Annotated in this window: 15 protein-coding genes; 10 read left to right on the top strand and 5 right to left on the bottom strand. The window is 74.8% G+C overall.

Translation table 11 applies throughout. The features are described from left to right. The first annotated feature begins 84 nt into the window (after positions 1–84). Complete coding sequence (rsgA, locus tag AC07FJ_RS22605) at positions 85–1,221, top strand: ribosome small subunit-dependent GTPase A (protein ID WP_479051139.1); 1,137 nt, start codon at positions 85–87, stop codon at positions 1,219–1,221. 132 nt (positions 1,222–1,353) lie between these two features. Here the strand turns inward: rsgA and AC07FJ_RS22600 are convergent, their stop codons facing one another. Continuing rightward, complete coding sequence (locus AC07FJ_RS22600) at positions 1,354–2,292, bottom strand: hypothetical protein (protein ID WP_479051138.1); 939 nt, start codon at positions 2,290–2,292, stop codon at positions 1,354–1,356. 192 nt (positions 2,293–2,484) lie between these two features. Here AC07FJ_RS22600 and AC07FJ_RS22595 point away from each other — a divergent pair, with 192 nt between their 5' ends. Both AC07FJ_RS22595 and AC07FJ_RS22590 read left to right on the top strand, forming a co-directional pair. Continuing rightward, positions 2,485–5,838 carry a tetratricopeptide repeat protein gene (locus AC07FJ_RS22595; RefSeq protein ID WP_479051137.1) on the top strand — a complete coding sequence of 1,118 codons (3,354 nt, stop codon included), beginning with the start codon at positions 2,485–2,487 and terminating at the stop codon, positions 5,836–5,838. Positions 5,839–6,025: 187 nt separating this feature from the next. Then, positions 6,026–7,312 (top strand): DNA-3-methyladenine glycosylase 2 family protein, encoded by a 1,287-nt coding sequence (locus tag AC07FJ_RS22590; RefSeq protein ID WP_479051251.1) that lies wholly within the window; start codon positions 6,026–6,028, stop codon positions 7,310–7,312. 2 nt (positions 7,313–7,314) lie between these two features. Here the strand turns inward: AC07FJ_RS22590 and AC07FJ_RS22585 are convergent, their stop codons facing one another. Continuing rightward, positions 7,315–7,797: a DUF456 domain-containing protein gene (locus AC07FJ_RS22585; RefSeq protein WP_479051136.1), complete on the bottom strand. Its 483-nt coding sequence runs from the start codon at positions 7,795–7,797 to the stop codon at positions 7,315–7,317. A 42-nt stretch (positions 7,798–7,839) separates the two neighbouring features. Next, positions 7,840–8,895, bottom strand: a complete 1,056-nt coding sequence (locus AC07FJ_RS22580; protein ID WP_479051135.1) for a helix-turn-helix domain-containing protein — start codon at positions 8,893–8,895, stop codon at positions 7,840–7,842. 156 nt (positions 8,896–9,051) lie between these two features. Here AC07FJ_RS22580 and AC07FJ_RS22575 point away from each other — a divergent pair, with 156 nt between their 5' ends. From AC07FJ_RS22575 to AC07FJ_RS22565, 3 genes are all read left to right on the top strand, one after another. After that, positions 9,052–10,347 carry a protein phosphatase 2C domain-containing protein gene (locus AC07FJ_RS22575; RefSeq protein ID WP_479051134.1) on the top strand — a complete coding sequence of 432 codons (1,296 nt, stop codon included), beginning with the start codon at positions 9,052–9,054 and terminating at the stop codon, positions 10,345–10,347. A 37-nt stretch (positions 10,348–10,384) separates the two neighbouring features. Beyond that, complete coding sequence (locus AC07FJ_RS22570; protein ID WP_479051133.1) at positions 10,385–12,130, top strand: pyruvate dehydrogenase; 1,746 nt, start codon at positions 10,385–10,387, stop codon at positions 12,128–12,130. 163 nt (positions 12,131–12,293) lie between these two features. Beyond that, on the top strand, positions 12,294–12,713 hold the full coding sequence (locus tag AC07FJ_RS22565; protein WP_479051132.1) for an ATP-binding protein: 420 nt from the start codon (positions 12,294–12,296) through the stop codon (positions 12,711–12,713). A gap of 112 nt (positions 12,714–12,825) precedes the next feature. On the opposite strand, the gene AC07FJ_RS22560 is transcribed toward AC07FJ_RS22565, so the two are convergent. Together AC07FJ_RS22560 and AC07FJ_RS22555 are read right to left on the bottom strand one after the other, a co-directional pair. After that, positions 12,826–13,938 (bottom strand): DUF2637 domain-containing protein, encoded by a 1,113-nt coding sequence (locus AC07FJ_RS22560; RefSeq protein ID WP_479051131.1) that lies wholly within the window; start codon positions 13,936–13,938, stop codon positions 12,826–12,828. Between the two features lie 201 nt (positions 13,939–14,139). Continuing rightward, entirely contained in the window at positions 14,140–15,156 is a 1,017-nt protein-coding gene (locus AC07FJ_RS22555; protein WP_479051130.1) for a (2Fe-2S)-binding protein, read from the bottom strand. Between the two features lie 149 nt (positions 15,157–15,305). On the opposite strand from AC07FJ_RS22555, the gene AC07FJ_RS22550 reads away from it, so the two are divergent. The 4 genes from AC07FJ_RS22550 (at position 15,306) to AC07FJ_RS22535 (ending at position 19,821) form a co-directional block, all read left to right on the top strand. Further along, a complete protein-coding gene (locus tag AC07FJ_RS22550; protein ID WP_479051129.1) occupies positions 15,306–16,157 on the top strand; it encodes a GntR family transcriptional regulator in 852 nt (283 codons plus the stop codon). Continuing rightward, entirely contained in the window at positions 16,154–17,308 is a 1,155-nt protein-coding gene (locus AC07FJ_RS22545; RefSeq protein ID WP_479051128.1) for a WD40 repeat domain-containing protein, read from the top strand. Before AC07FJ_RS22550 ends, AC07FJ_RS22545 begins: the two co-directional genes overlap by 4 nt. Before the next feature lie 89 nt (positions 17,309–17,397). Next, positions 17,398–18,618, top strand: a complete 1,221-nt coding sequence (locus AC07FJ_RS22540; protein WP_479051127.1) for an SGNH/GDSL hydrolase family protein — start codon at positions 17,398–17,400, stop codon at positions 18,616–18,618. Between the two features lie 243 nt (positions 18,619–18,861). Further along, complete coding sequence (locus tag AC07FJ_RS22535; protein ID WP_479051126.1) at positions 18,862–19,821, top strand: helix-turn-helix domain-containing protein; 960 nt, start codon at positions 18,862–18,864, stop codon at positions 19,819–19,821. The last annotated feature ends 84 nt before the right edge of the window (positions 19,822–19,905 follow it).

Below are 19,905 nucleotides of genomic sequence, written 5' to 3'. Positions count from 1 at the left end.
TTGACGCAACGCAACCCTGAGACCGCGCGCCCGTCCGGGCTCGCGCCCTCGCCGGAGGTCACCCTTCCCTGAAGGGTCTCCCCCTTGTCTTCGTCGACTTCGTCGTCGTCTTCGTTCTCTTCGTCTTCCTTCTCTACCTCCTCCGCGCCGCGTTCCCTCGCCCCGTACGGCTGGGACGCGGCGTGGGAGGCGGAATTCGCCCCGTACGCCGCCCAGGGGCTGCTCCCCGGCCGGGTGGTACGCGTCGACCGCGGCCAGTGCGACGTCGTCACCGCCGAAGGGCTCGTCCGCGCCGACACCGCGTTCGTGACGCCGCACGACCCGCTGAGGGTCATCTGCGCCGGTGACTGGGCCGCCGTCGAGCGCGACGGCACTCCCCGGTACGTACGCGCGTATCTGCCGCGGCGCACCGCGTTCGTACGCTCCACCTCCTCCAAGCGGTCCGAGGGGCAGATCCTCGCGGCCAACGTCGACCACGCCGTCATCGCGGTCTCCCTCGCCGGTGAGCTGGACCTGGGCCGGATCGAGCGGTTCCTCGCCCTCGCCTGGGAGTCCGGCGCGCAGCCGCTCGTCGTGCTCACCAAGGCGGACCTGGTGCCCGACCCCGTCGGGCTGTCGTACCTCGTACAGGACGTCGAGACCACCGCACCCGGTGTGCAGGTCCTGCCGGTCAGCTCCGCCACCGGCGAGGGCGTCGACGTGCTCGCCGCCGTCGTGGCGGGCGGGACCAGCGTGCTGCTCGGCGTCTCCGGCGCGGGCAAGTCCACCCTCGCCAACGCGCTGCTCGGCGAGGACGCCATGACCGTCCAGGCCATCCGCGACGTCGACGGCAAGGGCCGGCACACCACCACGACCCGGAACCTGCTGCTCCTGCCGGGCGGCGGCGTACTGATCGACACGCCCGGGCTGCGGGGCGTCGGGATGTGGGACGCCGGGACGGGCGTGGGGCACGTCTTCTCCGAGATCGAGGAGCTGGCGGAGGAGTGCCGGTTCCACGACTGCGCCCACCAGGCGGAGCCCGGCTGCGCGGTCCTCGCCGCCGTCGAGGCCGGCACCCTCCCCGAGCGACGCCTGGACAGCTACCGCAAGCTCCTCCGCGAGAACCGGCACATCGTCGCCAAGACGAACGCCCGTCTGCGCGTGGAGATGCGCAAGGAGTGGAAGCGCAGGGGCGCGGAGGGCCGTGCGGCGATGGACGCCAAGCGGGGGCGCACGCGCTGACACCGTACGACCGGTTCGGCTGATACGAGCGGGACGGGGGTGCTCGTGCCTTCCTGGCGCGGGCGCCCCATCCCGGCAGCCTTTGCCCCCCGGCACCCCGTTCCGGGGTCTCGGCCCGGCTCTGACGCTCTGTCAGCTGACGGCGGCCGCCTCCGAGACGCCGTCCCGCAGCGCCTCGGCCAGCGGCAGCACCGTCTCGTCGTGGCCGAGGTACTTGACCGCCGGGTGCGCGTCCAGGCCGGGGTTGGAGACCTTCCTCGTCTCCTCCAGCGCCTCGCACGGCCCCGTCAGCACCTTGCGCAGGTTCATCGACGCCACGATGTAGTCGTCCCGGTCGGCGACGTTCACCCAGCGGGCCACCCGCGGGGGCGCGAACGGCGGCTGCGGGCGGACCCGTTCCCGCACGATGGTGCGCAGCCCCAGCGGCGAGCCGAAGGTCACCAGCAGCGGCAGCGGCGCGTCCAGCCGGTGCAGTGCCTCGTACGCGACGACCGTCCCCAGGGAGTGCGCGTACACCGCCCGCGTCTCCGGCCCGATCTCGGCCAGCACGGCCTGCTGCGCCCGCTCCCGGATGTCCTCGTCCTCCAGGTACGCGGCGACCTGGGCCAGGTTCCGCAGGAGGGTGGTCTTCAGCGCGCCGAAGACCGAGCGCGCGACGATGCCGCAGCGGGCGAGGCTGCCCACCGTGAGCCGGAGCAGCTCCGGAACGCCCTGCTCGGGCCCGAGGTCCTCACGGAACGCCGTGAGTTCCCGCGCCGCCTCCGCGCGGTCGTCGGGGTCGGCGGCGTGCTCCTCGACGTTCTCCAGGAGGTCCTGGCCGACGCGCTGGGCGGTGGCCGCCATCGTCTCGGGCAGCGGCTGGTCCCACTCGTCGCGGGGCGTGTACGGCGTGAAGAGGTCGCGGTAGTACGCCATGGCGCTGCTGACGCGCCCGGTCGTGAGCCGGTCGGCGAGGTCCGCCTCGCCCGCCGCCCGCAGGGTTTCGCCGATCGCCGCGGTCCACTCGCCGTGGAGTTCGTCGACGGTCTGGCCCAAGGGGCCGATGCCATGGACGAGAACGACTTCTGCCACCGTGCGCGGTCCCCCTCCGCCGGCCCGGCGCCGACCGTCACCGGCCCGGGCTTCTCGCTGTCGCCTGACGGCGACCGCATCCGTCGCGTCAGTGCAGCCGTAGCTGCCGCACCAGCATCCCTTCCGGCCGTGCGGGCGGTCAACTCGCCGCCGTACAGCCTCCTTTGCGCACCCCTCCCCGATAATGGCGCGATGTCGAACCGCTTCTCCTTGGTGATCGCCGCGCAGTGGGACGGCTCCGGCCGGCACCTGGACGACCTCGCGCGTCAGGCGGAGGCGCTCAACGCGTATCTGCTCGACGACGACCGCGGCGGCTGCCTGCCCGCCCACGGCGGCGGCCTGCTGCTCGACCCGGACGGCGTCGAGGCCGTCCGGGAGGCGGTCGCCACCGCCTTCGCGCACACCACGGCGTCCGCCCAGGACGGCCCCGCCACCCTCCTGCTCGCCTTCCTCGGCCACGGGCTCGGCGTCCGCCACGACGACTTCCTCTACCCCGTGGCCACCAGCCCGGCCGTGCCCGACGCGCGGACGGCCTACTCCGTCCCGGAGGGCCTGCGCGACGGCCTGACCCGCCACGGGGACGTCCGCGCGCTGGCCGTGCTCATCGACGCCTGCCAGTCCGGCGTCGCCGCGCTCGCCGCCGCCCGGGAGTGGTTCCCAGCCTCCGTGGAACGGGGCCGCGAGATCGCGGTCCTCACCTCCGCCTCCACCGACCAGCCCGCCTACGGCCTGTCGTTCGTACGGGAGGTCAACCGGGTGCTGCGGGACGGCCACGCGCGCCTCGACCGCCTGCTCTACCACGACCAGCTGCGCTGGGCGGCGGGCTCGGCCGCCAGGGGGCAGCAGCCGCAGACGGTGGCGCACGGCGGCTCCTACAGCGGCCCCGACCCCGCGCGGCCGCATTGGATCGCCCGGAACGCCGCCTACGTCAAGGCTTTCAGCGTGCTCGCCGCCAGCCCGCCCGGTGAGGCGCAACTGACCCATCTGCGCCGGTTCCAGACGCCCGAGTCGCTGCCGAAGGTCATCGACGCGGTGACGACGCACCGGGCGGTCGCCGTCGTGGGCCGCAAGGGCTACGGCAAGAGCGTGCTCGCCGCCGCCCTGTGCCGGCCGGAACTCCTCGCGTACGCCGCGGAGTTCCGCGTCACGGCCCTGCACCACCTGGGCCCGACGTCCGCGGACGAGCGGGTCCTCTCGGACATCGCCCGCCAACTCGCCGCCTACCTGCCCGGGTTCGCGGAGGCCCAAGCGGCGTTCCGCCGCGACGTACCGCAGCCCGAGCGCAACGCGATGCCGCCGCAGCGGCGCCTGCTGGCCGAGCCCCTGTCCCGCTGCACGTCCACCGGGCCCGTACGCGTCGTCGTGGACGCCCTCGACCAGATGGAACCGAGCCAGATCCCGCGCCTGACCGAGGCGCTGGACAGCCTCGTGGCGGGCACGCCCCCCTGGTTCGGCATCGTCGTCACCAGCCGCGACGGGCTCCGACTGCCCGACTCGTGGCACCGGCTGCCCATGGAACCCGCCTCCGACGAGCAGATCAAGGGGTACCTGCGCACCGAGGGCGGCGGGGCCGGGCGGCGCGGCGACATCCTCCGGCGGGCCGCCGGCAACTGGCAGACGGTCCGCCTGCTGGTCCAGGCCGGGGCCGCGGCCGGCTCCGAAACCCTCCACGACGCCCTGTACGAGGAGGCCTGGGACCGCGCCCGCAGGAACGCGCCCGGCGGCCGCGCCGCATGGGTGGACGCCGTGCTCAACGTCCTGGGCGCCGTGGGCCAGGGCCCGGTGCTGCCCCGCCCGCTCCTGCTCCGGGCGGCCGCACACCTCCACGGCCCCGGCACCGAACCCGAGCTCGACCAGGTGCTGGAGCTGCTGCCCGGGCTGCTGAGCCGGGTCCCCGAGCCCCGCGTCGGGGAGATGATCGGCGCCGACCACCAGACCATGGTCGACCACATCGCGGAGGCGGCCGAGACCGAGGGGCGGCTGTCGCCGACGGAGGGCCACCGCGCCCTCGCCGAAGCGCTCGGCACAATGGCCCCCATGATCCACCACGATCCGGACGACCCCCTCCACGCGTACGCGCGCGACGCCGAACCCGTACACCTGTGGGAGCTCGGCGACTACCCGGGCGTACTCGCCAGCCTGGAGGCCCGGCCGTCGCCCGACGCGGCCGCCAACCGCGACCGGTGGCTGGCCTGGTGCGAACGGCTGTCCGCCCGGCCCGGCCCGGAGCACATCGCGACCCTGCGGGCCCGCCAGCACGCCGCCTACTGGGCCGGGCGCGCCGGGTCGTACAGCACCTCGCGCCGGATGTACGAGGAGGTGCTGGAGGTCCAGTCGCGCGTGCTGCCGCCCGACGACGAGGACATCCTGGAAAGCAGGCACCGCATCGCCTACGCGACCGGCCAGACGGGCCGCTTCGCCGAGGCCGTGGAGCTCCACCGGGAGCTCCACGCCACCCAGACCCGCGTCCTGGGCCCCGACGACCGGCGGACCCTCGAGACCCGCCACCACATCGCCTACTGGACCGGGCGCGGCGGGGCGATGGCCGAGGGCCTGCGGCTCCACGAGGAGCTCCTGCCGCACCAGATCCGGGTCCTCGGGCCCACGCACCGGGACGTCCTGGAGAGCCGCCACTACATCGCGTACTGGTACGGCCGCCTCGGCCGGCCCGACGAGGCGCTCGCCATGCACGAGCAGCTGCTGCGCGACCGTGTCGAGGTGTTCGGCGAGGACCACGAGCAGGTGGTCTTCAGCCGCATGAACATCTGCAAGTTCACCGCCGAGGGCGGCCGGCCCCGGGAAGGCCTCGCCGCCTACCGGGAACTGCTCCCCCAGGTGGAGCGGGTCAAGAGCCCGCACCACCCCGACGCGCTCCTCGTACGGCTCAACATCGCGCGCTACACCTGGGAACTCGGCGACCCGGTCGAGGGGCTGCGGCTCCACGAGGAACTCCTCGCCGACCAGCGCCGCGTCAACGGGGACCGCCACCCCACCGTGCTGATCACCCGCCACAACATGGCCTGGATCCACGGCGAGACCGGCGACCCGGAGCGCGCGGTGCGGGAGCTCACCGCCCTGCGCGACGAGCGCATCGAGGTGTACGGGTCCGCCGACCACCCCGAGGTCCTGACGACCCGCCTCGGCATCGCGTGGTGGACCGCCGCCGCCGGTGACCCGGAGGCGGGCGTGGCGCAGCTGCGCACGGTCCTCGCGGACCGGTCCCGCGTGCTGGGCGACGGCCACCCCGACGTGCTGGACGCCCGCTCGCGCCTCGGCGAGCTGCTCGGGCGGGCGGCGGGCGCGGGACACGCGGAGGAGGCCGCGGAGCTGCTGTCCGCGACGGCGGCCGAGCAGGCGGAGCGCAACGGCGCCCGGCACCCGCACACCCTCGCCACCCGGGCCCGCCTCGCGGACGTCCTGCTGCGCACGGGTCGCCCATCGGAGGCCAGGGAACTGCTGGCCGGGCTGCTCCCGCACCAGGCCGAGGTGCTGGGGTCCCGGCACCCGGCCACGCTGGCGACCGAGACCGCGCTCGCCCCGGGGTGAGGTCCGGGGTGAGCGCCCCGGTCCGCGCCGCGCCACGAACGCGGTGTCCGAAAACCGCCGGACCGCACCCCGGCGGCCCCGCGACACTGGAGGCGTGACACGGACGTACGGCGAGACGGAGACCCGGCACGGGACGGAGACCCGGCACGGGACGGACACCCGGTACGAGCCGGACACCCGGTATGAGGTGGTGCGCAGCCGCGACGCCCGCTTCGACGGCGTGTTCTTCTTCGCGGTGGCGACCACCGGCATCTACTGCCGGCCCAGCTGCCCGGCCGTCACGCCCAAACGGCAGAACGTCACGTTCTTCCCGACCGCCGCCGCGGCCCAGCGCCACGGCTTCCGGGCCTGCCGCCGCTGCCGCCCCGACGCCGTGCCCGGGTCCGCCGCCTGGAACGTACGCGCGGACGTGGTGGCGCGGGCCATGCGCCTGATCGGTGACGGGGTCGTGGACCGCGAGGGCGTCCCCGGTCTGGCGGAGCGACTCGGGTACAGCGCGCGCCAGGTGCAGCGGCTGCTCAACGCCGAGCTCGGCGCCGGGCCGGTCGCGCTCGCCCGGGCCCAGCGCGCCCACACCGCGCGGACACTCCTGCAGACGACGCCGCTGCCGGTCACGGAGATCGCCTTCGCGTCCGGGCACTCCAGCGTGCGGCAGTTCAACGACACGATCCGGGAGATCTACGCGCGCACGCCGAGCGAGCTGCGCGGCGAGCGGCGCGGCCGGGCGGACACCGGGCCCGGCGGGGTCCCGCTGCGGCTCGCGTACCGGGGCGCGTACGCCGCGCGGGAGGTCTTCGACCTGCTGGCGGACGAGGCCGTCGACGGCGTGGAGGAGGTCGCCGGCCGGCCCGGCGCGCGCACCTACCGGCGTACGCTGCGGCTGCCGTACGGCTCCGGGATCGCCGCCGTCGACGAGCGGTCCTCCGGGCCGTGGCTGGAGGCCCGCATCCACCTGAGCGACCTCCGCGACCTGACGACCGCCGTCCAGCGGCTGCGGCGGCTGTTCGACCTGGACGCCGACCCGTACGCGGTCGCCGAGCGGCTCGGGTCCCTCGCGGCCGCGCGTCCGGGGCTGCGGTCGCCCGGCGCCGCGGAGCCGGAGGAGTTCGCGGTACGGACCTTGGTGGGGCGCGCGGAGGCGCGTCGGCTGGTCGAGGCGCACGGCACGCCGCTCGACACCCCGTGCGGCGGGCTCACGCACCTGTTCCCCGCGCCCGCCGCACTGCTCGGACACCCGCGGGCGGGGGCGCTCGCCGCCGCGCTGGCGGGCGGTGACCTGCGGCTCGACCCGGGCGCCGACCGCGACGAGGCCGAGCGGGCGCTGCGCGCGCTGCCCGGGGTCGGGGCCCGGTCGGCCGCGCTGATCCGGATGCGCGCCCTGGGGGATCCGGACGTGGCGCTCGACGAGCGCGCGGACCGGGAGGAGTGGCGGCCCTGGCGCTCGTACGCCACGCGGTACCTGGGCAGCCGGTAGCCTCAGCCGCCGAGCACCGCGCCGATCCAGCCGCCGACGACCAGCAGGCACGCGAACAGCTCCACCAGCACACTCCCGCCGATCGCCCGCATCACCGTCCGGGTCGAGCTGACGGCCGGCCCGTGGCCGCCCAGCCGGAGCCGCTCCGCGAGGTAGATGCCGCCGATGTAGCCCGGTACGGCTCCGATCACCGGGACCAGTACGAAGCCGAGCACCGCGCCCACCCCCGCGTACACCACCATCCGGACGGTGACGCCCGCGCCGCGCAGCCGCCGCGCGGGCAGCTGCCAGACGATGACCTGGGTCAGCAGGAGGAGGGCCGTCGCCGCGACGAGCAGCCACCAGGCGAGGCCGCTCTTCTCGTGGAGCGCCCACCACGCGGTCGCCGCCCAGACCAGCCAGGTGCCGGGCACGCCGGGCACCAGCACGCCGAAGAGGCCGAGCAGCATCACCGACCCCGCGATGACGAGCTGCCACGCACCCACGCGTCCAGCCTGCCGGACCCGCTTCCTCCGCGCAGGTCGGAGTCAGCTGCGCGCCACCCACCCGCGTTCGTACGCGTGCCAGCCCAGCTGGAGGCGCGTGGTCACGCCCGCCGCCTCCATCAGGGCCTTCACACGGCGCTGGACCGTGCGCAGGCCGAGGTCCAGTTGCTTGGCGACGCTCGCGTCCGTCAGGCCCGCCAGCAGCAGGGAGAGGATCTCCAGGTCCGTGGCGTCCGGACCGGGGACCGTGCCCTCCGTCACGCGCTCTCCGGCGCCCGGCCGCAGCGGCACCGCCTCGCGCCACACCGCCTCGAAGAGGGCCGTCAGCAGGTCCAGCAGCCCGCTCGCGTGCACCACCAGCCCCGCCGGTTCGGCGTCCCGGCCACCCGTCAGCGCCACCATGGCCAGGGTCCCGTCGGCGATCACCAGGTCCGCCGGGAGCCGGTCCGCGACCCGAAGCCGCCCCGCACGGGGCAGCCCGGCCACCCCGTCCGGTCGCGACAGCACCGACCGGGCCACGACCGCGCGGTACGCCACGGGCGCGAGGCCCTCCCGGCCCCCGGTCTCCCGGTCTGCGGCCTCCTGGCCCGCGGTCTCCCGGTCCGCGGCCTCTTGGCCCGCGGTCTCCCGTTCCCCGGCCTCCCGGTCTGCGGTCTCCCGTACCCCGTGCTCGGCCGGCTCCGTCACCAGCGCGCACACCTCCCGCGCCGCCCCCAGCCGGAGCTGCCGGAGCCGGTGCGCCACCGCGCTCGCGCCCGTCACCACCTCCACCAGGTCGTGCGCCTCGGGCCCGGCCGCCTCCGCCCGGTACCCCTCGGCGAGCACCGCCGCCGCCTGCTCCGCCCGCTCCAGCTCGTGCCGCTGGCGCGTCAGCAGGGCCCCGAGCGCCACGGCCGGCGGCGCCGCCACCCAGCGCCCCGCGCCCACCGGGGACCGGGCGGCCAGGCCCCGCGACTCCAGCCGCCGGAGCGTGCGTTCGGTGTCCGGCTCCGGCAGCGCGAGCCGGTGCGCGAGGTCCGCGACCTCCGCCGCGCCCAGCGACACCAGCGCGCGGTACGCCGACTCCTGCCGTTCGTCCAGGCCTATCGCGGACAGCACCCCTGAAGCCCCCTCGTTCCCGCGGCCGTGGCGTGAAACGGCCACGGCGTGAACCCGCCGCGCTCATCATGACCGCCCCACCCGCCCCGCTGCCATGGTGCGGTCATTTTCCGGATGACCGTTTTCCTCCGCACCCGGCGGTGGACAATTAAGGGCATGAGCCCACAGGGGGAGACGCCCACCACCGGCGGGGACGACTGGTGGGAGAAGCTGTACGACGACGGCGCACCGGACACGGCCCCGGCCGCGACGGGCGACACTCTGGACGACCGCTTCGACTCGGCGTCCGACACGGTGGCCGACCCGGTCGCGGGCCCGGTGTCCGCCCCGGCCCCCGCTTCGGCGTCCGACAGCGCGTCCGACACGGCGTCCGGTTCGGCGCCCGACGCGGCCTCCGCCCCGGCCTCCGGCATAGCGGCTGATGCGGCGTCACCCCGGCTCCCCGGCCCGCGCGCCGGCTACGTCGGCGCCGGCCCGCCGACGTACGACGCCGAACCGACGGCCCTGCCCCCCGCCCAGGCCGGGCACCTCGGGCAGCTGGTCGCCGACACCGTGCTCGACGGCGCCCGTTACGGCACGTACACCCTGCGCGCCGCGTCCGTACGCGGCGACTCCGCGCGCTACCGCGGTGAGCCGCGCCGCGACGCGCTGCTGACCGCCCGGTTCGGCGGCGGAGACGCCGCCCTCGTGCTGGTCGCGGTCGCCACCGGCGCGCGCGCCGCCGAGGCCGCGCACCTCGCCGCCGCCGACGCCTGCCGGCGGATCGGCGACGCGGTGGGCCGCAGCCACGCGCGGCTGTCCGAGGACATCAGGGCGGGCCGCCGCCGTGACCTCAAGTCGGGCCTGCACCGGCTGACCGACCGCACCTACGGCAAGCTGCGCGCCCGCGCCGCCGAGCTGGGCGTCGCGCCGGAGGAGTACACCGCCGGGCTGCGCTGCCTGCTGATGACCGCCGATCCGGGCTGCCGTACCCGTGTGTTCTTCGGCGTCGGCGACGGCGGGCTGTTCCGGTTGCGCGGCGGCGTCTGGCAGGACATCGAGCCGCGGCCCCCGGAGCGGAAGGACCTCACGGGCGAGCCCGTCGTCGGCTACGGCTCACCCCCGGACCCGGCAAGGGCCGACGCGACGCCTGCCGAGACCCCGGAGGGCGACCGGCTGACCATGGACCTGGGCGTCCCCACGCCCCCCTCCCCGTACATCGAACCTCCCGTCCCGCCCCCGGCGGAGCCGTTCCGCTTCCGCGCCTCCGTCGCCCGCCCCGGCGACACGCTGCTGCTGGCCGGCCCCGGGCTCGCCGAGCCGCTGCGCGGCGAGGGCGCGCTGGCGAAGGAGCTCGCCGAGCGGTGGGGGAGCGGCGGCCCGCCCGGCCTGGCGCGGTTCCTCGCGGACACCCAGCTGAGGGTGAAGGGCTACGCCGATGACCGTACGGCCGTGGCCCTGTGGGAGGAATGAAGAGGCGGGAACGCGGCGGCCATGAGATGGATGGAGCATGGCCAAACAGAGCGTGGCGGAACAGTTCGTCGAGATCCTCGTGCGCGCCGGCGTCCAGCGGGTGTACGGCGTCGTCGGCGACAGCCTGAACCCCGTCGTCGACGCCATCCGCCGCACCCGCGGCATCGACTGGGTGCAGGTGCGCCACGAGGAGGCCGCCGCCTTCGCGGCCGGCGCCGAGGCCCAGCTCACCGGCCGGCTCGCCGCCTGCGCCGGCTCGTGCGGCCCCGGCAACCTCCACCTCATCAACGGCCTGTACGACGCGCACCGCTCCATGGCCCCGGTCCTCGCCCTCGCCTCGCACATCCCCTCCGGCGAGATCGGCCTCGGCTACTTCCAGGAGACCCACCCCGAGCGGCTGTTCCAGGAGTGCAGCCACTACTGCGAGCTGATCTCCAGTCCGCAGCAGATGCCCCGGGTGCTCCAGACCGCCATCCAGCACGCCATCGGCCGCGGCGGGGTGAGCGTGGTCGCCCTGCCCGGCGACCTGGCCGCCCAGGCGGCCCCGGACAAGCCCGTCGAGCAGGCCCTGGTCACCACCCGCCCCACCGTCCGCCCCGGCGACGCCGAGATCGACGCGCTGGTCCGGCTCATCGACGACGCCGACAAGGTCACGCTCTTCTGCGGCGCCGGCACCCAGGGCGCCCACGCCGAGGTGATGCAGTTCGCGGAGCGCGTCAAGGCACCGGTCGGGCATGCCCTGCGCGGCAAGGAGTGGATCCAGTACGACAATCCGTACGACGTGGGGATGAGCGGGCTGCTCGGCTACGGCGCCGCCTACGAGGCCACCCACGAGTGCGATCTCCTCCTGCTCCTCGGCACGGACTTCCCGTACAACGCCTTCCTGCCGGACGGCGACGTCAAGATCGCCCAGGTCGACGTGCGGCCGGAACACCTCGGCCGCCGCTCCAAGCTGGACCTGGCCGTCTGGGGCGATGTGCGTGAGACCCTGCGCTGCCTCGTGCCCCGTGTGCGCCCCAAGTCCAGCCGCAAGTTCCTCGACAAGATGCTGAAGAAGCACGCCGACGCCCTGGAGGGGGTCGTCACGGCGTACACGAGGAAGGTGGAGAAGCACACGCCGATCCACCCGGAGTACGTCGCCTCCGTACTGGACGAAATGGCCGATGACGCGGCGATTTTCACTGTTGACACAGGAATGTGCAATGTGTGGGCCGCCCGCTATCTGACCCCCAACGGACGGCGCCGCATCATCGGGTCGTTCCGGCACGGCTCGATGGCCAACGCCCTGCCGCAGGCCATCGGCGCCCAGCTCATCGACCGCAAACGGCAGGTCGTCTCCCTGTCGGGCGACGGCGGGTTCTCCATGCTGATGGGCGACTTCCTCACCCTGGTGCAGCACGACCTGCCGGTGAAGGTGGTGCTCTTCAACAACTCCTCCCTGGGGATGGTGGAGCTGGAGATGCTCGTCGCGGGCCTTCCGTCGTACGGGACGGAGAACCACAACCCCGACTTCGCGGCCATCGCCCGGGCGGCCGGCGCGTACGGGGTGCGCGTGGAGAAGCCCAAGCAGCTGGCGGGCGCGCTGAAGGACGCCTTCAAGCACAAGGGCCCGGCGCTCGTCGACGTGGTGACCGACCCCAACGCGCTCTCCATCCCGCCGAAGATCAAGGCCGACATGGTGACGGGCTTCGCGCTCTCCGCCAGCAAGATCGTGCTGGACGGAGGGGTGGGCCGGATGCTCCAGATGGCCCGCTCCAACCTGCGCAACATCCCCCGGCCGTGACGCGCTGCCCGACCGGTGCTCCCCGCACGCTCGCGTACTACCCCGATGCGCCCCCCTGACCGCCCCCCTGGCCTGGGAATCGTAGGCGTGACGGCGTGTGGGCGGGGGCATGCATCCCGTGAACCAGTTCGAGCGAAAGGGCCGAGCCGTGCGGGTGGGGGCTATGAGCAGGCGTCAGACAGCGGCACGACCGACGCGGTGGCGCAAGCACGTGAGCGGCGACGACCTCACGGCCGTAGGGGAGGTGAGGCACGGATTGCGCGAGCTGCTGCGGCACTCGGGCCAACCGGGCTCCGCCGACGCGGCGGAGCTGCTCACCAGCGAACTGGTGACGAACGCCCTGATCCACACCCGGCACGGCGCGGTCGTCACGGCCACGGTCGAGCCGGGAGGCGGATTACGGGTGGAGGTGCGGGACTTCGACGGAGCGCCGCCCCTGCCGCACATATCCGTCGCCGATGACAGCACACACGGCAGAGGCCTCTTCCTGGTGCAGGCGCTCGCCGACGCGTGGGGGGTACGGGGCCACGGGGTGGGCAAGACGGTGTGGTTCGAGGTGTCCGGCGCGGTCGGGCCCGCCTGACGCGCGAGCGCCAGGACGGACCCGCCGGACCTGACGGACCCGCCGGACTCGACGGACCTGACGGACCCGTCGGCCACGCAGCTGGTCCCGGCCCGGGTTCACCCCGGGTGCTTCAGCCGAACTGCTGCTCCAGGTGGGCGAGTTTCTGCTCCAGGGAATCCAGCCGTGGCAGCGTCTGCGTGTCGTCCTCCGCGGTGAGGTCGACCATGCGCGGCTCAGTGTCCTTCACGGCCTGGAGGGAGGGCCGGGATCGGGGCGGCGGCTCCGCCGTCCCGGGTATGGCAGGCTCCGCGATGGGGGATCCCACGGCCGTCGCCGCGGAGCCGGAGCCGGAGGGGCGGTTCGCCACGTTGACGGCCTGCACCTCGACGTGCGTGGAACCCATGGCGGGGCTCATGGCCCGCACGTCGACCTGCCGGCCGCCGCGCCCGAGCCCCCAAGCCCGGTGCTGCCGGTTGAACGCCCGCAGGCGCGCCCGCTCCCGCTTCGCCTCCTCGCGCCGCCGCAGCCGGCTCTGCTGCTTCTGCCGCCGGTCCTCGCGGACCTCGTCGACGGCCTCGTCCAGCGTCCGTACGCCCTCCAGCAGCATCAGCGACCACGCGCCGAACGTCTCGCGGGGCGCCCGCAGCCACCGTACGATCCGGATCTGCGGCAGCGGCCGGGGCACCAGGCCTTGTTCGCGCAGCGCGGCCCGCCGGGTCTGCTTCAGCGCCCGGTCGAACAGCACGGCCGCCGACAGCGACATGCCCGCGAAGAAGTGCGGGGCGCCCGCGTGCCCGGCGCCCCGGGGCGCGTGCACCCAGTTGAACCACGCCGCCGCGCCCGCGAACGTCCACACCAGCAGGCGCGAGCCGAGCGCCGCGTCACCGTGGCTGGCCTCGCGCACCGCGAGGACGGAGCAGAACATCGCGGCGCCGTCGAGGCCGAACGGCACCAGGTACTCCCAGCCGCCGGACAGGCTCAGGTTCTGCCGGCCGAAGCCGACCAGTCCGTGGAAGGAGAGCGCGGCGGCGACCGCGGCGCAGCAGAAGAGGAGCAGGTAGGAGGCGGTGCCGTAGACGGCTTCCTTACGGCGGCGGCGCTCCTCGCCGCGCTCCCAGGAGTCGTCGGCGGCCTTCTCGCCGGCCCGCTTGCCGCGGGTGAGCACCGCCACCGCCGCCACGAGCCCCACCAGCATCAGGCCGCCCGGAAGCAGCCAGTCCAGCGATATGTCGGTCAGTCTCATGCGGTGTCCCTCGCATCGTCGCTCGCGGTAGGGCGGTCGGCCGCCATATTGGCCGAAGGCCGCGGGGCACCACGGGGGTTTCGGAGCAAGAGGACGCCATCGGGGTCGCACGGCATACGAATAGGTGCGATCTGATCGAACTACCGTAGGGGAGGCGCGAGTTGCGTTCGATTCATGCCACCCGGGCGGGTGGCGTGGAGGTCACGCCGATGCGCTCAACTTGCGTACGCGGTCGGCGTCGCAGGTACGCGGACAGGTGACGCAGGTGTCCTCGGGGCGCAGGGTGTAGAAGAGGCAGCAGCTGGCCCGGTCGCGGGTCGGCAGCGTCTCGCCGTTCGGCCCGGTCAGCTCGCGGAACCCGGCGGAGCCGACGTACGGCTTGAGCGCGGCGGCGCGGGCGGCGGCTTCGGCTCTCGCGTCCGGTCCGGCACCGCTGCCGGCCGTGGCCCCCGTACCCGTGTCCCTGCCCGTACCGGTGCCCGTGTCCCTGCCTGTACCGGTGCTCGTGCCCCGGCTCGTGCCCCTGCCCTTGCCCGTGCTCGCGCCCGGCAGCAGCAGCTCCAGCTCCGCCATCGCGCGCGGCTCCTCGCCCAGCAGGTGGCCGATGTACCAGAGCCCCTCGACGATCTCGTCCGTGACCATGCCCCACAGGGCCCGCTTGCCGCGCCGCATGCGCGGCCCGAAGCCCTCCAGGACCGGGGCCAGGTGCTCGGCGACGGCCGCCCGCACCTCCGCGCGCAGCGCCTCCTCGTCCGGGACGACCCGGGCGCCGGGCAGCGCGGCCGCCGGGTCGCCGGGCAGGCAGGCGAACTCCCGCACCCGGACCGTCATCCGGCCCAGCGCCCGCTGGAACGCCACGTCCGCGACCGGCAGGCGGGGCACCCGGCGGTGCAGGAACCACGGCACGGTGACGAGGAGGCAGGCGGGCCACGCGTACCGGTGCAGCGCGAAGCTGGCGACGACGTCGGGGCGGGCCCGCTGCCCGTAATCCCGCACCACCTGCGCGTCGTCCCAGGCGAGGAACGCGTCCAGGGCCTCCCCGCCCGCCGCGAGCTCGTCCGCGCCGACCCAGCCGCCGCCGCGCGGCGCCGACTCGCCGTCCGCCGGCTCACGCACCCGCAGCCCGGGGAACACCTCGGCGAGGCGGGCGTACGCCTCCGCCACGGGCGAGGCCGCGACGGTGGAACGGGGAGTGGAGAGGAGCGCGGGGACGGTCATGCAGGGACCACCGATCACGATCGTTGGCAGGTAAGCCTTACCTTACCCGATCTGATCGACATGGGAACTGCGACTGCGTGGCCTTATCGTGCACACGGGCCCTTTCCACCGCGAGCCGGGCCCTGGCACCAGGCACCAGGAGGACCCGAGTGGAGCAGCAGGGCAGCGCGCGCGAGAGGGCCACGACCCCGCCGCACCCGCCGCACCGGTCACTGCCCGGGCAGCGCCCCGGCGGGCACCCGGCGGCCCGCCTCCCCGAACAGCACGCACGCGGCGAACACACCCACAGCGAGCCCCCGGCCCCCGGCGCCCCTGCCTCGGGTGCCGGCGTCCCGGCCCCAGCCCCCGGCGTCCCCGCCCCGGGTGCCGCCGCCGGGCCGCTCGTGCAGCGGCACTCCGTACGCGGACAGATCCTCGACGCCCTGCGGACCGCCCTGGTCAGCGGAGAGCTCACCCCCGGCGAGGTGTACTCGGCCCCCGCGCTCGGCGCCCGCTTCGGCGTCTCCGCCACCCCCGTCCGCGAGGCGATGCAGCAGCTCGCGCTCGAAGGCGCCGTCGAGGTCGTGCCGAACCGCGGCTTCCGCGTCACCCGCCGCACCCCGCGCGAGCTCGCCGAACTCGCCGAGGTCCGCGCCCTCATCGAGGTGCCCGTCATGCTGCGGCTGGCCCGTACGATCCCCGCCGACCGCTGGACGGAGCTGTGGCCCCTCGCCGAGGCCACCGCCGCGGCCGCCGCCCGGGGCGACATCGCCCACTACGCCGAGTCCGACCGCGCGTTCCACCGCGCCGTCCTCTCCCTGGCCGGCAACGCCCAGCTCGTCGACATCGCCGACGACCTGCACCGCCGCGCCCAGTGGCCGCTCACCGACCAGCCCCGGGCCCGCCGCGCCGACCTCGTCGCGGACGCCGCCGAGCACAGTGCCCTGCTGGAGGCGCTGATCGCCCAGGACCTGTCGGTGGTGCAGTCGCTGGTACGCGAGCACTTCACCAGCGCCAAGTGAGCGGCACCGGCGTGACCCGGCGCGCCGCCGTGTGGACGCTGGCCAACCGGCTGGGTGTGGTCGCCGGGACCCCGGCCGAGCTGCTGTCCGCGCTCCTGGCCGGGCCGCCCCGCACCGTACGGGTGGACCTCGCCCCCGACGACGACCTCGCCCCCGACGACGACCTCGTCCACGCGCTCCGCGCGCTGGGCCACCTCGACGTCGTCGCGACCGGCCCGCCGCCGCCCCCTGCTCCCTACTCCCCGCCGAACCTCGACGACCCGGAGGCCGTCTGCGCCGCCGACCCGCTGTCCGTCACCGAGGCGTACGAGTCCGGCACCGATCCCCACGGGGGCCTGCGCGCCGCGTGGCTGCGCGCCGGGCAGGCGCTGATCCGCGACGGGCAGACCCCGGCGGGCCGCGCCCTGGTCCTGCTCACAGCGCTCGACGACACCGCCGACCGGCGGCTCGCGCCCGCCCTCGCGGAAGTGGCCGCCGGGCAGCCGTGGCGCCTGGCGTGGTCACGCCGTACGCCCGGCACCGCGCTGACGACCACGCCGGACGGGCGCCTGGTCGGGGCGGACGAGCCGCGCGCCACGGCGGTCGCGTGCCTCCCCGACGGGACGCGGCTGGCGCTGGACGAACGGGGTCGGCTGCAGACGCGCGGCGGCCCGCCGACCCGGCTGACCGAGGCCGTGACGGCCACCCTGGCCCGGCACCCCGCGACGGCCCTCGCAACCGCCGGCCCCACGGTGCTGACCGGCGACCGGATGGGCACGGTGCACGCCTTCGGCCTCGACGGGGTGGACCAGGCCGCGCTGCACCCCGGCCGCGTCACCGCGCTGGCGGCCTCGGCGTCGACCGCGTACAGCGGCGGAACGGACGGCACCGTACGCGCCTGGCGCCCCGGCCGTGCGCCCGCGCGCCGTCCGGTGGCCGCACGCCCGCACCCGGTCGTCGCCCTCCACGCCGCCGACCGGTTCCTCGCGGTCGCCTGGGCGGACGGCCTCGCCGAGCTGCACGGTCTGCACGGCCTCGGCGCCCGCCGGGTCCTGCGCTTCCGCCCCGGGCCCCGGATCCGCGCGGTCGCCGTGACGGGCGACGGCTCGCTGGTCGTCGGCCTGGACGACGTACTGCTCTGCCTGGCGCAGGCGGAACGCTCCTGCGGGTGATCGGGCGTCCCACCCCACGCCGTGGGCACTCGTCGTGGTCAGGATCCCCTCGACCCCGCATCTTTCCCGCCCGAAGGGACGCCGCCCTCATGAGCCACTCGCGCCGCCGCCGTCGCCGTACCGCCGCGCTCTGCGCGCTGGTCGCGCTGCCCGCCTCGCTCACGGCCATGGCCCCCGCGCCCGCGCCCGCCCCCGCGCCCTCCACGGACTCCGTCTACGCGGTCGCCCTCGGCGACGGCTTCATCGCCGGCGAGGGGGCCCGCTGGAAGGGCAACGCGGAGGGTGACTGGGCCAAGGGCGGCGTCCCGGCCGAGCTGCGCGCCGCGACGGACCGCACGCAGGCCGAGAACCTGCCGCTCGACTCGGTGTACGCGCCCAGCGCCTCGGACTGCCACCGCTCCGACACGGCCGAGATCCACGGCGCCAAGGGCGTGCCCAGCCCGCACGGCGAGATCGCCCACCCCCTCAACCTCGCCTGCTCCGGCGCGCAGACCCGGCACGTCCTGAGCGAGCCCTACCGCAGCGAGCGGCCCCAGCTGGAGCAGCTGAAGGCGCTCCTCGCCTCGGAGCGCACCAAGGTCGGGTACGTGGTCGTCTCCGTCGGCGGCTCTGCACTCCCGGAGGCCGCCGGCAGGTGCGCCGCGTCCTGGAAGGCGAACGCGTACTGCTCGGTGGACCGGGCGGTGACCGAGCCCGTCCTCAAGAGCGTCAAGGCGGCGGAGCAGGAGGCCGCCGACACGGTCGCCAAGGTCAAGGAGGCCCTCGCGGCCGCCGGTTCGTCGGCCCGGATCGTCCTCCAGTCCTACCCCGCCACGCTCGCCCCGGGAGACCCGGCCACGACGGCCGGCGACGAACACAGCTGGACCCGCTGGGGCACCTACGGCTGCCCCTTCTACAACCGCGACCTCGCCTGGCTGAACACGCAGGTCTACCCCGCCCTGTCCGCCGCCCTGAAGAAGGCCGCCACGGCCCAGCAGGTCTCCTTCCTCGACGTCCGCAGGGTCGCCGAGGGCCACGAGGTCTGCCACACCTCCACCCACCAGGCCGAACTCACCACCCGCGGCCGCGTCTACCTCCCCGCCGCCGCCGACGCCCAGTGGGCCCGCTACTTCGAACGCTCCAAGAACCCCCTCCCCGCCACCGACGAGGCCGAGTCCCTCCACCCCAACTTCTACGGCCAGCAGGCCCTCCGCACCTGCCTCTCCGACGCCCTGCGACAGCTGGCGCAGGCCGACAAGAACCTCGCCCTGCAGTGCACGGGCGCGCCGCGCAAGGCCCCTTCGGCCCTGACGGCGACGGCGGCGGGCTGAGGGTTCGCGGGGCGCGGTCGCCGGTTCCGGCCCCTACCAGGCGACCTTCGGCGTCGCCCGACAGGCCCATCCCCCCCGGTGCGCAGCACTGCTCCGTACGGCGGAGCGGCGATCGGCAAATTACAGGGTCACAATCCGTTTTCGCCGCCGCCGAACCCGACGGCACGGCACGTGATCAACAGCCGGTCCTCCATGGCAACCTGCTGGCGCAGGCAGTGACTTGGAGCTGGAGGTACACCGCCCGTGGCGGCGAACAACCACCCCACCGTCAGGGGGCGACGACTGGGAGCGGAACTGCGCCGGCTCCGTAAGGCCAGCGGTCTGACCGGCACGCAGGTGGCGGCGCGTCTGCTGATTTCCCAGGCCAAGGTCAGTCACATGGAAACCGGTCGCCGTGCCGTCAGTCCCCGCGACGTGCGCGACCTGTGCACCCTCTACGGCGTCACCGACCAGGATGTCGTCGACTGCCTCATGGAGCTGGCCAGGGCATCGAGCCGACAGGGCTGGTGGCACGCCTACGGCGACATCCCCCACGGCGTCTATGTCGGCCTGGAGACGGAAGCCTCCTCCATCCATACCTACGAGTGCATGGTGATCCCCGGCCTGCTGCAGACACCCGCCTACGCGGCCTCGGTCATCGAGGAAACGATCCCCCTGGCCACCGTCGAAGAAGCCGCTGCGCGTCTGAAGGTGCGGCTTCGCCGCCAGCACCGGATCTACGACCCCGCCTGCCGCCTTCGGCTGTGGGTCGTCCTGGACGAGTCGGCCCTGCGGCGCGTCGTAGGCAGCCGGGAAATCATGCGCGAGCAACTGGAGCACCTTCACGCACTGAGCACCGAGCCGCACATCACCGTGCAGGTCCTCCCCCACACGGCCGGCGCTCACCCGGGCCTCTCAGGACGGTTCTCCCTCCTGCGGTTCCCCGACAGCCGCGAAGCAGTGGTGTACCTGGAGCAGTTCACCAGCGGCCTCTGTCTGGAAAGGCCGGCCGAGGTGCAGCAGTACGACATGGTGTACGCGCACCTCCAGGCTCAGGCGCTCAGCCCGGACCACAGCCGGCACTTCATCACCGACACGATCAAGTGCTATACATCGCTGGCTGTCGAGCCGAGCTGCGACGACGACACCCGTCCCCGCCACCCCGAACGAACCGGGGCAACCATCCGCTCACCCGAGACGGGAGCTGCGCGGAACGGCGGGTGAGCAGACCCTCCTCCCGCAGGTCCGTCCACGGTTCCTGGTGCAGGGCCGGCCACGCGTCGAAGGCGCCCTCCCCGAAGGTTTCCA

It is taken from the genome of Streptomyces sp. NPDC045998, assembly GCF_056430285.1.
The sequence above is the reverse complement of the archived record's forward strand: the minus strand, read 5'-3'. Positions and strand labels throughout refer to the sequence as shown.

What these genes read in the sequence shown, in the direction of transcription:
- AC07FJ_RS22595 (WP_479051137.1), top strand. Translation starts at nt 2,485, where the DNA reads ATGTCGAACCGCTTCTCCTTGGTGATCGCCGCGCAGTGGGACGGCTCC.
- AC07FJ_RS22575 (WP_479051134.1), top strand. Translation starts at nt 9,052, where the DNA reads ATGAGCCCACAGGGGGAGACGCCCACCACCGGCGGGGACGACTGGTGG.
- AC07FJ_RS22570 (WP_479051133.1), top strand. Translation starts at nt 10,385, where the DNA reads ATGGCCAAACAGAGCGTGGCGGAACAGTTCGTCGAGATCCTCGTGCGC.
- AC07FJ_RS22565 (WP_479051132.1), top strand. Translation starts at nt 12,294, where the DNA reads ATGAGCAGGCGTCAGACAGCGGCACGACCGACGCGGTGGCGCAAGCAC.
- AC07FJ_RS22560 (WP_479051131.1), bottom strand. Translation starts at nt 13,938, where the DNA reads ATGAGACTGACCGACATATCGCTGGACTGGCTGCTTCCGGGCGGCCTG.
- AC07FJ_RS22555 (WP_479051130.1), bottom strand. Translation starts at nt 15,156, where the DNA reads ATGACCGTCCCCGCGCTCCTCTCCACTCCCCGTTCCACCGTCGCGGCC.
- AC07FJ_RS22540 (WP_479051127.1), top strand. Translation starts at nt 17,398, where the DNA reads ATGAGCCACTCGCGCCGCCGCCGTCGCCGTACCGCCGCGCTCTGCGCG.